Here is a 14627-nt window from a genome sequence, read left to right as displayed (position 1 = left end):
GCCTCCAGCGTTCACCCGCCCCGCCGACGAAACAGCAGGTCGTAGAGCGCAGGAATCAGCCCGAGCGTCACCAGCGTGCCCAGCGCCAGTCCGCCGATCATCGTGATCGCCATACCGGTCCACAGCGGCCCCGCGAACAGCATCAGCGGGATCAGGCCGACGATGCAGGTCAGCTTGGTCATCACGATGGGCCGCAGGCGCTTGACCGCCGCGGCAACGACCGCCTCGCGCCGACCGAGACCGGCGGCGCGTTCCGCCTCGATGCGCTCCAGCAGCAGGACCGCGTTGTTGACGATGATCCCGGCCAGCGCCAGCAGGCCGAAGGTCGCCATGAAGCCGAACGGATATCCGGTCAGCAGCAACGCGAGCGTCGCGCCGATCAGCACGAAGGGCACGCTGGCGACGATGATGAACAGCTTGCGGAACGAGTTGAACTGCCAGATGAAGAGCAGCAGGATCGCGATCAGCGCATGCGGCATGAACTCGAGCAGCGCCTGATTCGCCTCGGCCGAGTCCTCGATCTCGCCGCCCAGTTCGATGCGGTAGCCCGGCGGCAGCGCGATGGCGGCGATCCGCGGCGCGATCGCTTGCACCAGCTCGCTGGTGGTCCGCGTCGGGTTGTGCCCGGTGACGGTGAGCGTGCGCACGAGATTGCGACGCACGAGTGTCGACGGCTCGGTGTCGCTGGTCACCGAGGCGATGGCCGACAGGGCCACCGGCGCGCCGCCCGCGGACGGATACACCAGCGTGTCGGCGGGCGAGCCATCGGCCGCGCGTTCGGACGCGCCGCCGCGCAGCACGATGGGCGCCGACACGCCGTTGTCGTGAACGACCGACGCCGCGACGCCGCCGTAGCGCATCTGCAAGGCCCGGGCGATGTCGTCGCTGGAGACACCCGCCTGGCGCGCCCGCGCCTGATCGACCTGGATCACGCGCCGCGGCACGCGCGTCATCCAGTCGTCGTAGACATCGACGTTGCCGGGCACCGAGGCCAGCGCGGCCTGGATCTCGCCGCCGATGCGCCGCAGTTCCGCCTCGTCGGGCCCCGACACGCGATAGATCGCGACGCCGGCCTCCGTGCTGCCGAGCGAGAAGCGCTTCGGCTCCGCTCGCAGCTCGGGAAAGTGCAGGCGCATGTGCCGCTTGGCTCGGGCGATGACGTCGTCGATCCGCGTCCCCGGCTGCACGCTGACGGTGAAGTACGCGATGTTGGCCGCTGGCAGCGGTGGATTCAGCCCGAGGACGATGCGGGGGCCGCCATCGGCCACATAGCCGATGCTGTCCACGACTTCGGGATTGGCGTTGCGGTCGGCCAGCCAGCGGCTCATCGCCTCGACGGTACGCAAGGTCTGGCGGGAGTCGCTGCCCGGCTGCAGCGTCACCGGCATCTGGAACTGCAGCCGGTCCGACTTGGGGAGGAAGTCGTAGGGGATGTTCGACAGCACCGCGCCCGCCGCGATCAGCAACGCGACCATGCTGCCGATGAACAGCGCCTTGTGATCGAGCACCCATCCGATCAGCGCGCGATAGCCGCGATAGAAGCGCGATCCGCCCTGATCGTCCGAGGCACCATGAGTCGCCGGCACGTGAGCGAAGTACAGGCACAGCAGCGGCGTGACGGTGAGGCTCAACACCCAGGAGCCGAGCAGCGTCACCGCCAGCACGACCGCCAGCGAGCGCAGGTACTCGTTGGTGGCCGTCTGGCCGAAGAAGAAGGGGGAGAAGGCCAGCACGATCACCAGCGACGAGCTCAGCAGCGGCACCGCGAGCGTGCGGCCGGCCTCGATGCAGGCGTGGCGGCGTTCCTCGCCGGCGACCAGGCGGCGTTCGATGTCCTCGGCGATGACGATGCCGTTGTCCACGAGCAGGCCCAGCGCCAGGATGATCGCCGCGATCGACACCGTCTGCAGCTCCACGCCGAGCGCGCGCATCGCGATCAGCGCGCCGAGGATGGTCAGCGGCACGATGGCGCCGACGATCAGTCCGGTGCGCCAGCCCAGGAACAGCATCACCACGGCCATGACGATGAGCACCGTCTCGCCCATGACGTGATGCATCTTCCCCATCTCGCGCTCGACGACGTCGGCCTGGAAGGTGACCACGTGCTGCTCGAAGCCCACCGGCAGCAGGCGCTGGGTCTCTTCCAGCTTTGCCCGCAGCGCCTTGCCGAAGGCGGCGATGTTGCGCCCCTGGGCCATCGACACCGCCACGACAACCGCCGGCTGCCCTTGATAGACCGCGGCGCTCTCCGGCGGATCGGCCGGCAAGACCTGGATCCGCGCCAGTTGGCCGAGCGGCACCTGACGACTGCCGGCGGCCGCCGGCACCGCGACGAGGAAGTGGCGGAGATCGTCGAGGCCGCGGATCTCGCCCGAGGTCGCGACCGTCATGGCGAGTCCGGACGCCGAGATCAGCCCGCCGGGCGCGATGACGTTCTGCGCCTGCAGTTGCTGCGCGATCGCGGCCGGCGCCACGCCGGCCTCGACCAGGCGGGCGCGGTCGAAGTCGACGTAGACGCGGTCCTCGCGCAGGCCGTAGAGCGACACATGCTCGACGCCCGGGAGCGCATAGAGCTGCTCGCGCAGCCGGCGCAGCGGCTCACGCATCTCGCTCATGCCGAAGCCTGGCGCCGTGACGGCGATCGACGCGACGGCGACGCGGCCGAAGTCGTCCTCGACGAACGGGCCCACCGTGCCGGCGGGCAGCTCGGCGGCGGCCTCACCGGCCTTGGCACGCACGCGCTGCCAGAGCGCGGGCAGATCGCTCACCCGGTCGTAGGCGGTGAGCTGCAGCACGGCGCTGCCGGGCCGCACCGTGGTGACGATCCGCTTGAGGTCGCCGATCTCGCGCAGGCGCTCTTCGGTGGGTTTGGCGAGCAGTTGCTCCACCTGCTCGCTGGGCATGCCGGGGAAGGCGACCGATACCAGCGCGTCGCGCACGGTGACGGAGGGCTCTTCCTGCGAAGGGAAATCCAGGAAGGTCGCCACGCCGGCCAACAGCAGCAGCACGGCGGTCAACAGGGTCAGCCGGCTGGCCCCCAGGGCGGAGTGCGTGAGCTTCACAGGGGGCCTCCGTCGGCGAGGCGCGATGCCACGGGCAGCGGCTGGACCGCCTGCCCATCGCTCAGGAAGGCCGACCCCGCCGTCACGATCTGCTCGCCGGGTTTCAGGCCGGCGCTGATGACGAAGCGCTCACCGGCGATCGGGCCGAGGGTGACCGGGCGACGGGTGACGCGTCCGGCCGCCTGCTGATAAACGAAGACGGCGGCGTTGACGCCGCGGGCGTCGGCGATCACCGCCGACAGCGGCACCGTGAGCGCTCCGGCCGGGGCGCCAGCGGGCGCATCAATCAGGTCGAGCGACAGGCTGTCGCCGCTGCGCAGTGCGTTGGCGGCGCCCTGAAAGTCGAGGATCACCTGGGCGCTGCCGCCGGCGTCCAGGCGCGACGAGACACCGTGCAAGCGCAGCGAGAAGGGCTCGGCGGCACCGGCACGCCGCGCGCGCACCAGCGCGCCCGGCTGCAGCCGGCTGGCGATGTCCCCCGGGAGGACGGCCACTGCCTGTGGCCGCCCGAGGCCCTCCAGCTGCAGCAAGACCTGGCCCGCCGCCGCATCGCCCTGCGGCTGTGCGAGCCGCGCGACCACGCTGCCGTCGAAGGGCGCGCGGATCTCGCTCTGATGCACCGTGCGCCGCGCCAGCGCCAGGTCGGCTTCCGCCGTCTGCCGCTGAGCAGCCGCGGCATCGAGGGCGGCCTCCGCCGCCGTCAGCGTCGCGCGCGACGTTGCCCCGTCATCGAACATGGCCTGCTGCTGCCGCCATTGGCTGTCGCGCTCGCGCCATTGCGCGGCCGTGGCACGCAGCTGCGCCTCGGCCTGACGCAGCTTCAACAGCATCGGTGCCGGGTCCAGCCGTGCCAGTACCTGGCCCTGGCGCACGCGGTCGCCGACATCGACGGCAATCGCCGCAATGCGACCGCCCTGTTCGAAGGCGAGGTCGGCACGCTGCTCCTGCCGGACCATGGCGATGAAGCGGGTGTCGCTGCTTGCAGCGCCGATGCCGGCTGTCTCCAGCTTCACGGTGCGCGGCGCAGCGGGTGGCGCCACGTTCGCGCGGCCGCAGCCGGCAAGCACCGTGGCCGCCACGGCCAGCAGGCAGGCACTCGCGACGCGACGGGAAGGGCGTGTGCTCAAGGGCAGTTTCATCGTTGCTTGCATCGAATCAGTAGGCGTAGGTGACTGCCAGGGTGGTCGACACGGGATTGCGGCGTTCGACGACCGGGCTGTGTGCCGCGTTGTCGAGGTAATGCGTCCCGCGCAGTTCCAGCGATCCCGTCCAGTGCGGGTCGAAGCGGTGCTCCCAGGTGGCCGCCACGCTGCCCGCATACAGGCCTCCACCGGCCTGGAAGGCGGCGAAACGGCTGTTGGCCGCCTGCGCCGCCGTGACGCCGAAGTACGCCTGGTTGTAGCGGCGGTCACCCCACAAGGCGTCGACGTCCAGCGTCACGTGTTCGCGCCCGGCCTTCAGCACGTCGTACTCGACGCCGGTGCGGTATCGGTTCCGGCGCGCGCCATCGCGCAGCGCGAATTCCGCCTCGACGCTGGCCGAGAGGCCGTGACCCAGGTCCTGCACGAGCAGGCTGCGCGTGGTCAGCGAGCCCCGCACGTCGCCCATGCCGGCCAGGCGGCGGTCGCCGGGGCGCCAGTCGCTGTCACGTTGCAGGCGCCCGAAGTCGTAGAACATCGACTGCGATCCATACAGTCCCCAGTCCGTCTGGAACTGCAGGCCGGCGCCGCGCGTCGTGTCGAGGAAAAACACGCCGCGCTGAACGACCAGCACGGGGGCCGGCTGCAGCCGCGTGCGGTCGGCGCCGGCGTAGCGTGGCGCGAGCTGCGCCGCGGCGCCGACGGTGATCTCGGTCTTGTCGCCGAGCAGCGGGGAGGGCGTCAGGCCATCTGCGGCGATGGCGGCGCCGGATGCGGTCATCGACGCGACGAGTGCCGCGCCGGTGCGCGAGAGAAGGAGGGAAACGCGATGAGGCAGAGGAGACAGATGAGGCATGGGTGCTCCAGGGAGGCGAAACAGGGGAGGCGAAACAGGGGCTGATGCGCCGGGCGCATCGGGGGACGGTTCAAAGGGCGGCGGCGGAAGCGGGCAGCGCGACGCCATAGAAGGCTCGGAACAGCAGCACCCGGTTCAGCGCCACATCGCGTTGCGTTTCGAGCCGCGCCAGCGCCGATTGCCCGGCCGCAATGCGCTCGGCCAGCAGGTCGGCGCGATCGACCCAGCCGGCCTCGGCGCGGGCCGTCGCGCGTTGCACGCGGCGCTGCGTGCGATCGTCCTGATCGGCTTGACGGCGCTCGGCCTCACGCGAGGTGGACTGCGCGTCGAGGGCCTCGAGCACCTCCCGGAACGCGCGTTGGACGGCCTGTTCGTAGCTGACGACGCCCGCCTCGCGCCGCAGCTGGGCCAGATCGAGCGCGGCCCGGCGACGGCCGTGGTCGAACAGCGGCAGCGTCAACTGCGGCATGAAGCTCCAGACGCCGCTGCCGCTCGCGAAAAGACCGCGCAGGCCCTCGCTGGCCGTGCCGATGCCGGTGCTGAGGCGGATCGATGGGAAGAACGCGGCCCGTGCGGCACCGATGTCCGCATGCGCGGCACGCAATTCGGCCTCGGCCTGCTGCACGTCCGGACGCTGAAGCAGCAGTCGCGAGTCCAGGTCGCGCAAGGCGGCCGGCTGGCTTGACGCGTTGGCGAGCGGCGCCAGCGGCCCCACCGGCACGACATCCGATCCGGTCATCAGCCGCAACGCGCGCAGCAGGCCGAGATGCGCCTCGCGCGACTGCGCTTCGGCCACGGCCGCCCGGTCGTCCTGCGCCCGAAGGCGGTCGACATCGTCGTCGGAGGCCAGGCCCACCGCGCGTTGACGCTGCCCGATGGCCAGCAGGTCCGCGCTGTGGGCATGGACCGCTGCCGCCGCATCGAGCGCCTGCGCCGCACTGCGTTCCAGGATGTAGAGCCGGAGCACCTCGGCGACCAGCGCGCCTCGCACCGCCTGCTGTCCGTGGGACGAGGCGAGATAACGCTCGCGTGCCGCATCGGACAGCGACTTCAGCCGGCCGAAGAGGTCCAGTTCGACGTCGTCGAGACCGAGGGTGGCCGAGACCAGCTTCTGGCCATACCGCGCGTCCTGCTCCGCGCTGTCGAAACGCTGGCGCGACTGGGTCGCCGAGAGGCCGACGGTCGGCCACCGATCGGCCTGCTGCAGCCGGTACTGGGCCCGGGACTGGTCGACCTGGAGCACCGCCAGCCGGTAGTCGGTGTTGGCCGCCAGCGCTCGCGAGACCAGCGGCGCGAGGTCACGGTCGGGGGCCAACGCAGCGATGAAATCACGCTCCTGCGGTGTGAGGGCCACGTCCGGGCGGGTCTGCGTGCTCAGCGGGATCCCGTCGTCGGACAGGCGGGCCGGCAAGCGCATCTCGGGACGCTGGGCAGGCGGGGCGAGGGCACATCCCGCCACGGTCAGCGCGATCAGGCCGGCCGCGGCCGTGCGTTGAACGCGATGCCCCGGGCGTAGGGCGAAGTGTGGAATCATGCGCGAGCGCTCGAAGGTGTCCATGCCCCGAAGCGTCGACGAGGAGTTTCAAGGCACGTTCGGCGAATCATCAAGATTTCATCAAGGACCCTCGGGGATGCCACCCCTCATTCCGCCGTCGCCCCACCACCGTTGCCGTGTTTCCACGGCGTCTTTCCTTTCCTGAATTCGGCTGACCCATCGTGATGACCGACAAGAAGGTGCTCGTCGTCGAGGACGACCTGGACAGCGCCAGCATCCTGGAGGCCTACCTGCGCAAGGACGGTTTCGCCGTGACGCTGGCGCATGACGGCCAGCGGGCCGTGCAGCTGCATGCCCAATGGCGACCGGACATCGTGCTGCTCGACGTGATGCTGCCGCGGCTCAGCGGCATCGAGGTGCTGTCCAGCATCCGCCGTGCCGGCGACACGCCCGTCATCATGGTCACCGCCGTCGGTGACGAGCCTGACAAGCTCGGCGCGCTGCGTTACGGCGCCGACGATTACGTGGTCAAGCCCTACAGCCCCAAGGAGGTCGTCGCCCGCGTCCATGCGGTGCTGCGTCGCTCCTCGCCGGCGCGAGTCGCCGATGGTCCGTTGCGCCACGGCCGCTTGAGCGTCGACGTCGACGCCGTGGTCGCCGCGGTCGAGGCCCCGGACGGCAGTTCGCGCCAGCTGCTCGACCTGACCCCGACCGAGTTCAACCTGCTGGTGACGCTGCTGAGGACGCCGTTCAAGGCGTTCACGCGGGGCGAGCTGCTGGAGGCTTGCCTGCCCGACAGCGACGCGCTCGAGCGCGTGGTCGACACCCACGTGCACAACCTGCGCCGCAAGCTCGAGCAGCAGGGCATCACCGGGGTGCTGGTCACCGTGCGGGCCGTCGGCTACCGCTTCCAATGATGCGGCGCCTGTTCCCGGGCCGCGCGGGGCCCATGCCCTTGTGGTTGTGGATGGGCTTGCGCATGAGCGCCCTGGCTTTCGGCGCCATCGCGGCGGTGGCCATCGGCATGTGGGGTTACTTCAGCCTCCACGACCAGGCGATCCTGAACCGCCTGCCGCCGACCGCGCGCGAGGAGATCCTTCGACTGCGCGCGCAGCCCCAAGGCAACGAGGAACGCCTGTGGTCGCTGATCCAGCAGCACTATGCGGTCGAGCAGTTCGTGCCGGGCCTGTCCAATCCCGATTGGCTGATGGTCGGCGCGTTGGCGGCCTGCGAGCTGCCATTCCTGGTGCTGTTCGGCGTCCTCGCGTCGCGGACCTTGTCACGCCAGTTCGGGCAGGTGGCGCGGTCGGCTCGCCGCGTCGCGGGCGGAGACTTCCGCGTGCGCGCGACGGTCCATGGCGCACCGCCTCGCGAGATGGTCGAGTTGACGGGGGACTTCAACGACATGGCGGCCAAGCTGGAGCAATACGAGCGGGAGTTGAGCGAGTCCAGCGCCATGTTGGCGCACGAGTTGCGCACGCCGCTGAACGCCGCGATGGGACGTGTGCAGGGCATGCTGGACGACGTGTTTCCGCGCGACATGGCGCAACTGGCATTGGTCCACCGGCAGCTGGCGCAGATCAATCGACTGGTCGGTGACCTGCATCTGTTGTCGTTGGCCCGGGCCGGGCAGTTGCGGCTGGCGCATGAGCCGTTCAGCCTGTCCGAACTGGTCCGAGAACGCGTGTCCTGGCTGGAAGTCGCGATGAAGGAAGCGGGCGTCCTCGCGACAGCGACCTTTGAAGGCGACCTGACCCTCCACGGTGACCGGGACCGCGTGGGTCAGGTCTTGCTCGTCCTGATGGAGAACGTGGTGAGGCACGCCGCCGTGGGCGGCGTGCTGGAGATCCGGGCGACAGCCGTCGATCGGAGCGTGGAGCTGGTCGTGGCCGACCGCGGATCGGGCGTTGCCGACGAGGAGTTGCCGCGCCTGCTCGACCGGTTCTGGCGCGCGGACCAGTCCCGATCCAGGGACTCCGGCGGCTCGGGCCTCGGCCTCGCCATCGCGGAGGCGATCTGTCGTGCCCATGCGGGCATGCTGGTGTTGGCGCCGCGCGAAGGCGGCGGGCTGCGGGCTGTCGTCACGCTGCCGAAAAGCTTCAACGGCTGAGGGCGGATCAGAAGCCCATGCGGGTCAGGTCCTCCTGCACGAACTGCTGGCCGCTGCGTTCCCGGACGCTGGGTAGCGCCGCCACGCGCCGACGCCACGCCTGAAGGGCCTCGTGGTCTTCAGGTGCCGGGATCCCCGCCGCGTCGGCAAACATCAAGCCGGCGAAGAGCGTGATGTCCGCCATGGAGAAGTGATCGCCGGCCAGGAACGGGCGGTGCTTGAGCAGGTCGTCGAAATACCGGTAGCCCTGCACCACCTTTTGGGCCTCCTGCAGGCCCATTTCCTTGCGGGCCGACCAGTCGGGGCTCTTGTAGACCTGCAAGGCCGCGCCGAGGCCAGGCGTCGCGTGGTGGAAGTAGAGGCCGACGGGATCGAGCACGAAGGACTCGGCGCGCCGCTGCATCATGTGGATCAGCGCCTTCTCCCTGGGGCTGCGGCCGGTGAGGGAGGGGCGGCCGTCGAGGTTGTCGAGGTATTCCGTGATGGCCGTCGATTCCGAGATCAGCGTGCCGTCGTCCAGTTCCAGCACGGGCACGATGCCCGCCGGGTTCTTGGCCAGGAAGGCCGGCTGCTTGTGCTCGGCGGCCATCAGGTCCACGGACACGAATTCCACCTGGTCGTCCAGACCCTTTTCGGCCAGCACGATGCGGATGCGGGCGGGGTTGGGGAAGCCGGGGCGGTCATAGATCTTCATGGTTCATCCTTGTCGGTTGACAGTGCTGGTTGAGATTGCGGGTCGAGATGCCTATCTATCGATAGATAGATGAGCATGGGAGCGGACTCTAAGGGCTCGCCTGACTTTGTGTCAAACTAATCTATCGATAGATAGATTCAACTGTGAAAGGGCGCCGATGTCCTCGAAGAGCCACACGCAAGCGGCGGACGCAGGTGCCGCCAAGACGGATACCCGGGAGGAACTCCTGGCCGCGGCCCGCTTGGCGGTGCAGGCCCACGGCTACAACGCGCTGAGCTTCCGGGAACTGGCCAAGGAGGTCGGCATCAAGAGCGCCAGCGTCCATTACTACTTCCCCACCAAGGGCGACCTGGCCGCGGCACTCGCCGGCCGCTACGCGGACGAGGCGGAGGCCTTCCTCGGCGAGCTCGGCGCCAGCGGCATGCCGCATGACGATCTGATGCGCGCTTACGCAGGGGCCTTCCGCGTGGCGCTGGAGAACGACAACCGCATGTGCCTGTGCGGGATCATGACCGCCGAGTACGACGATCTGCCCGCGCAGGCCCGCACGGAGGTGGACCGCTTTGCGCAGATCAATGCGGAGTGGCTCGCCGCCACGCTGAGGCCGCGCCACCGCAAGGCGCCGCCCGCCGAGCTGGAACAGCGCGCGGTGGCCATCTTTGCCGCCATCGAAGGCGCGCAATTGATCGCACGCGGACGCAAGGACGTCGGTGCCTTCGATCGGATCATCGACACCTACCGGAGCGTCGGCCTCTTCAGTTGAAGTCGGTGCGTCCGCCGCGCGCACCGTGCTGTTCGTGAATCGCCCAATCGGGCTGCCACTCCCACGTTCTTGTGCACAATCCGCCGCCACTAGCAGGTTTAGGGGATGGCACTCATGCAAATCGCGGTTGTGGACGATGACCTCCATCAGCTGGAGCTGCTCTCGCGAACTGTGGAAACCATGGGGCATGTGAGCCACCGATTCACCGATGGCCAGGGCTTGTTGCAAGCCATGCGACGCAGCACCTTCGACCTGCTGCTCGTGGACTGGGAGCTGCCGGACCTCTCCGGCGTCGACATCGTGCAGACCTTGCGCGCCGAGGGGGCCGCCATGCCGATCGTGATGGTGACCCATCGCGACGGCGAGCGCGACGTGGTGCAGGGCCTGACCAAGGGCGCCGACGACTACGTCGTCAAGCCGGTGCGCGGTGCCGAGTTGAAGGCGCGGCTGCTGGCCTTGCTCCGCCGCGCCTATCCGGAGCAGGCCACCCTGCAACGCCACGGGCCCTACGAGTGGAACGTGTCGACCCGCGCCTGGTCCAGGGACGGCGAGCCGATCGAGCTCAAGCCGCGCGAGTTCGACCTGTGCGTCTGCCTGTTCCGCCAGATCGGGCGGGTGCTGTCGCGGAACTACCTGATGCAGGCCGTCTGGGGACGGGACGACGAGGTGCCGACGCGCACCCTGGACACCCACATCTCCGCGATCCGGTTGAAGCTGGGTCTTCGCCCGGAACACGGGTATCGGCTGAGCGCCGTGTATGGACACGGCTACCGGCTCGAAGCGCTGGAGGCCCAGGAGCGGCAGGACACGCAGGCGCCGTCGCGCGAGGCCGCCGAATGAGGCGCGCGCCGACGAATGCGGTGGTGACCGTGTTGATGGCCGCGCTGCTGACGGCGGGCGCGGTGGCCGTGCACGCGCAGGCCGGGGACACCGTGGCGCATGTGGTGCGACCGGGCGAATCGCTGTACCGCATCGCGCAGGAGCAACTGGAAGACCCCGCCCGCTGGCCCGAGGTCGCGCGGCTCAATCGCCTCGCGCGTCCGTCGAAGCTGCAGCCTGGACAACGACTGCTGCTGCCGCTGGCGTTGATGAAGGGCCAGGCCAGCCAAGCCACGGTCGCCTATGTCCGGGGCGGCGTGCTCGCCGACGGCACGGCGCTGCGCATCGGCGATCGCATCGAGGAGGCCGCGACGCTGACGGTGCCGTCGCAGGGATTCATCAGCGTGACGCTGGCCGACGGCTCGTTGCTGCAACTGCAGTCCGACTCCACGGCCCGCCTGGTCCGCCTGCGCGATCTGCCGCGCGAGACGCGCAATACCCTGATCCAGCTGGATCGTGGCCGGATCGACTTGCGGGTGTCCCCTCAGACGCCGGGCTCGCGCTTCCGGGTCAAGACGCCGCTGGCGACCGCGGGCGTGCGCGGCACGCGTTTCGGCGTGACCATGGCGGCGGACGGCGCGCTCACCGCCACCGACGTGATCGAGGGCCTGGTCGCGGTCGCTGCGGTCGCTGCGGTCGGTTCGGTCGGTGCGGCCCCGCCGGGCGCCGCGCAAGCCGAGGTCTCGATCGGGCAGGGCGCCGTCGTGCGTCCCGGCCGGGCGCTGGCGTTGCGGCCACTGCCGCCCGCGCCGCCCTGGACGGAGGAACTCCGATTGGAGAAGTTGCCCGGCGTGCTGCCGATGGGCGACTTGCGCGACGGACAGCAGGTGCGCGTCGAGATCGCGGAGGACGACGATTTCACCCGGGTGGTCGCGACGCTGCAAGGCAGGCCGCCGTTGACGGTCCCGGCGCTGCCGGACGGCCACTACCGGATCCGCGGCCGTCTGCTGGACGCGGACGGCCTGTTCGGCCGCGAAACCGCGTCGCGGGTGCGCGTCAAGACGCTGCCGCACGCGCCGATCGCGCGCGCGCCGTCCGAGGGTCAGGTCGTGCCGCCCGCGCCGGTGGTGTTCCGCTGCACGGAAGTGCCCGGCGCTCAGGGCTACCTGTTCCAGGTCGCGGAGGAGCCCGGCTTCGAGCGCCTGCTGGCGGAGCAGCAAGTCCCGCCGGACGCCTGCGCGTTCACGCTCGGCCCGGTGCCGGTGGGGACGCTGTATTGGCGCGTCGCCTCGCTGGCGCCCGAGCCGGACGGCCGTCTCGAGCGCGGGCCGTTCAGCGATCGGAGCCGTCTGGAGATCCGTCCGCTGCCGGTGGCGCCCGCGGGCGACGACCTGTCCCTGCAGGGCGACCGTCTCCATTGGGCCGGCGCGGCGGGCAGCCGCTACCGGGTCCAGGTGGCGGCGGATGCCGCGTTCGAGCAGGTCCTGTCCGACGTCGACGTCGACGTGCCGGAAGCCCGCCTGACGCTGCCCACGGGGTGCCGCACGCTGGCCGTGCGACTGCAGGCGATCGACGCGCTGGGGCGCCGATCGGACTTCGGCGCGCCGCGGCTGATCAGCGGCGATGCCGGCCTGTGCACCGAGGACGGCGCGGCGGTCGAAGGCGGCGGCGGCGGCGTGCGCGTTGAGCGCTGATGCGGACCGGCTGGATCGCCGACGGGAACTTCCGGCGCCGGCTCCATGCCCTGGGGTGGGCGCTCTTCCTGGGCATCGTGGCCGGTGCCGGCGCCTTGGGTGTCTCGGGCGGGCTGGGGCGGCTGGACGCCCTCATCACGGACGCCTTCCTGCACTACTCCCCGCGACCGATCCCGGACGACGTCGTCATCGTCGCCGTGGACGACGCCAGCCTGGCGGCGCTCGGGCGCTGGCCCTGGTCCCGCGACGTCCATGCGCGGCTGCTGGACGTGCTGACGGAGTCGGGGAGCCGCGCGGTCGGGCTGGACCTGATCCTCGCCGAGCCGGACCCGGCGCACGATGAAGCACTCGCCGCCGCCATGCGGCGCCACGGGCGGATCGTGCTGCCGCTGCACTTCGCGCCGGCCGAGACGCATGCCGGCGTGGTGTCGCTGCCGGTGCCCGCGCTGGCCGCCGCGGCCGCCGGACTGGGGCAGCTGCATGTCGACCGCGACGCCGACGGCGCCGTGCGCGCGTTGTTCCTCCGGGAGGGCTTCGGCGACGTGACCTGGGACCATTTCGCCGTGGCCCTGCTCAAGCAGGCACGTCCTTCGCAGGAGGTCCTCGAGCCGATCCCGGATCCCTCGGCACGCGCGGACAACGGCCGCTGGCGCCGGGCGGCGCGATTCGTCATCCCGTTCTCCGGGCCGCCCGGCAGCGTCCGGCGCGTGTCCTACATCGACGTGCTGCAGGGCAGGGTGCCCGCGGCGACCTTCAAGGACGCGATCGTGCTGGTCGGCGCCACGGCGGCGGGCCTGACCGACGCCTATCCCACGCCGGTGTCGCGCAACGAGGCGCTCATGCCGGGCGTGGAGATCTCCGCGCAGGCCTTGATCGCGCTGCGCGACGGCCGCTCGCTGCGCGTGCCGACGCGGTGGCAGGGCGCCGTGCTGGCGGTGGCGCCGCTGCTGCTGGCGCTGGCGGTGCTGCGGCGGACACGGCCGCGCGTGGGGCTCGGCGTGACGCTGGGCCTGATGCCGGCGATCGTGGCGCTCGCCTGGGCCTTGCATCACCTGGCCGGCGTGTTGTGGGCGCCGTCGGCGGCGCTGATCGGCGTGGCCTTGGTGATTCCGCTGTGGAGCTGGCAACGGCTGGAGACCGCGATGGCCTACCTGGAGCGCGAGTTCCATCGCGTCCGGGAGCGCCTGCCGCCGCGCGACGGGGCCGCCACCGCGTCGTCGGGCGGGGACCCGATGGAGCGGCGCATGGCCGCCTTGACGGCGGCGGCGAGCCGGCTTCGTCAACTGGAAGTCCAGCGCCGGCAAGCGGTGGATTTCCTCTCCCATGATCTGCGCGCGCCGCTGTCCGCGACGCTCGCGCTGATCGAGATGGCCGGGCCGGTGGCGGACGCGCGCACGCTCGCGGCGATCGAGGCCCAGACCCGTCGGGCGCTGGCGCTGGCCGAGGGCTTCGTCGATCTGGCCCGGGCGGAGGCGCCGGAGGCGCTGCGGACCACGCCGCTCGATCTGCGCGACGTGATCGTCGAGGCCATGGACGGTGCCTGGTCCGACGCACGGCAGCGCGGGATCTCGATCGAGAGCGAGGCGCCGGCCGACGACGCCCTTTGCGACGGCGATGCGGCCCTGCTCGTGCGCGCCGTCGGCAATCTGCTCGACAACGCCTTGAAGTACGGCCGCGAGGCCGGCACCGTGCGCTGTGACCTGCACGCGATCGGCGCGGGCTGGCGCATCGACGTCCGCAGCCAGGGCCAACCGCTGGCGCCCGCCTTGGCGGCGACGCTGTTCGACCGTTTCACGCGTGCGCCCGAAGGTCGCGCGCCATCGGCCTCGGGCGCGGGCCTGGGCCTGGCCATCGTCCGGTCGGTGGCTCGCCGGCATGGCGGCGACGCCGGCTGGCGCCCCGACGACGACGGGAACGTGTTCTTCATCGAGTTGCCGCGCGCCGCGGACTGACGCTTCAAACGTCAACAATCGTCAGCGGCGCTGGTGCCCCTCG

11 protein-coding genes are annotated in these 14627 nt (G+C 70.8%); 6 read left to right on the top strand and 5 right to left on the bottom strand.

The genetic code is table 11. From position 1 onward, the window contains the following. Window positions 1–11: 11 nt before the first annotated feature. The 4 genes from AC07PR_RS01735 to AC07PR_RS01720 form a co-directional block, all read right to left on the bottom strand. The gene (locus tag AC07PR_RS01735) at window positions 12–3062 is read right to left on the bottom strand and encodes an efflux RND transporter permease subunit (RefSeq protein WP_495134167.1); all 3051 of its coding nucleotides are present in this window, start codon (window positions 3060–3062) and stop codon (window positions 12–14) included. Then, a complete protein-coding gene (locus AC07PR_RS01730; protein WP_483106490.1) occupies window positions 3059–4189 on the bottom strand; it encodes an efflux RND transporter periplasmic adaptor subunit in 1131 nt (376 codons plus the stop codon). The genes AC07PR_RS01735 and AC07PR_RS01730 overlap by 4 nt, the downstream gene beginning before the upstream one ends. A 28-nt stretch (window positions 4190–4217) precedes the next feature. Beyond that, window positions 4218–4982, bottom strand: coding sequence for a MipA/OmpV family protein (locus tag AC07PR_RS01725; RefSeq protein WP_495134166.1), 765 nt, complete (start codon window positions 4980–4982; stop codon window positions 4218–4220). Between the two features lie 145 nt (window positions 4983–5127). After that, window positions 5128–6615 carry an efflux transporter outer membrane subunit gene (locus tag AC07PR_RS01720; protein ID WP_495134165.1) on the bottom strand — a complete coding sequence of 496 codons (1488 nt, stop codon included), beginning with the start codon at window positions 6613–6615 and terminating at the stop codon, window positions 5128–5130. A 161-nt stretch (window positions 6616–6776) separates the two neighbouring features. On the opposite strand from AC07PR_RS01720, the gene AC07PR_RS01715 reads away from it, so the two are divergent. Together AC07PR_RS01715 and AC07PR_RS01710 are read left to right on the top strand one after the other, a co-directional pair. Then, window positions 6777–7469, top strand: coding sequence for a response regulator (locus tag AC07PR_RS01715; protein ID WP_483106493.1), 693 nt, complete (start codon window positions 6777–6779; stop codon window positions 7467–7469). Window positions 7470–7531: 62 nt separating this feature from the next. Beyond that, on the top strand, window positions 7532–8662 hold the full coding sequence (locus tag AC07PR_RS01710; protein WP_495134164.1) for a sensor histidine kinase: 1131 nt from the start codon (window positions 7532–7534) through the stop codon (window positions 8660–8662). A gap of 7 nt (window positions 8663–8669) precedes the next feature. Here the strand turns inward: AC07PR_RS01710 and AC07PR_RS01705 are convergent, their stop codons facing one another. Beyond that, entirely contained in the window at window positions 8670–9356 is a 687-nt protein-coding gene (locus tag AC07PR_RS01705; RefSeq protein ID WP_495134163.1) for a glutathione S-transferase family protein, read from the bottom strand. 157 nt (window positions 9357–9513) lie between these two features. Between AC07PR_RS01705 and AC07PR_RS01700 the strand changes: the two genes are divergently transcribed. From AC07PR_RS01700 to AC07PR_RS01685, 4 genes are all read left to right on the top strand, one after another. After that, window positions 9514–10119: a TetR/AcrR family transcriptional regulator gene (locus AC07PR_RS01700; RefSeq protein WP_377154980.1), complete on the top strand. Its 606-nt coding sequence runs from the start codon at window positions 9514–9516 to the stop codon at window positions 10117–10119. Window positions 10120–10233: 114 nt separating this feature from the next. Next, entirely contained in the window at window positions 10234–10959 is a 726-nt protein-coding gene (locus AC07PR_RS01695; protein WP_495134162.1) for a response regulator transcription factor, read from the top strand. Window positions 10960–10982: 23 nt separating this feature from the next. Further along, a complete protein-coding gene (locus AC07PR_RS01690) occupies window positions 10983–12632 on the top strand; it encodes a FecR family protein (protein ID WP_495134161.1) in 1650 nt (549 codons plus the stop codon). After that, window positions 12632–14584 carry a CHASE2 domain-containing protein gene (locus AC07PR_RS01685; RefSeq protein WP_495134160.1) on the top strand — a complete coding sequence of 651 codons (1953 nt, stop codon included), beginning with the start codon at window positions 12632–12634 and terminating at the stop codon, window positions 14582–14584. The genes AC07PR_RS01690 and AC07PR_RS01685 overlap by 1 nt, the downstream gene beginning before the upstream one ends. Window positions 14585–14627: the final 43 nt, after the last annotated feature.

This window comes from Roseateles sp. GW821-FHT09H11 (assembly GCF_059415845.1).
The sequence above is the reverse complement of the archived record's forward strand: the minus strand, read 5'-3'. Positions and strand labels throughout refer to the sequence as shown.

Coding starts and splice junctions, on each gene's coding strand:
- AC07PR_RS01685 (WP_495134160.1), top strand. CDS start 12,632: ATGCGGACCGGCTGGATCGCCGACGGGAACTTCCGGCGCCGGCTCCAT.
- AC07PR_RS01695 (WP_495134162.1), top strand. CDS start 10,234: ATGCAAATCGCGGTTGTGGACGATGACCTCCATCAGCTGGAGCTGCTC.
- AC07PR_RS01705 (WP_495134163.1), bottom strand. CDS start 9,356: ATGAAGATCTATGACCGCCCCGGCTTCCCCAACCCCGCCCGCATCCGC.
- AC07PR_RS01720 (WP_495134165.1), bottom strand. CDS start 6,615: ATGGACACCTTCGAGCGCTCGCGCATGATTCCACACTTCGCCCTACGC.
- AC07PR_RS01710 (WP_495134164.1), top strand. CDS start 7,532: ATGAGCGCCCTGGCTTTCGGCGCCATCGCGGCGGTGGCCATCGGCATG.
- AC07PR_RS01715 (WP_483106493.1), top strand. CDS start 6,777: ATGACCGACAAGAAGGTGCTCGTCGTCGAGGACGACCTGGACAGCGCC.
- AC07PR_RS01725 (WP_495134166.1), bottom strand. CDS start 4,982: ATGACCGCATCCGGCGCCGCCATCGCCGCAGATGGCCTGACGCCCTCC.
- AC07PR_RS01700 (WP_377154980.1), top strand. CDS start 9,514: ATGTCCTCGAAGAGCCACACGCAAGCGGCGGACGCAGGTGCCGCCAAG.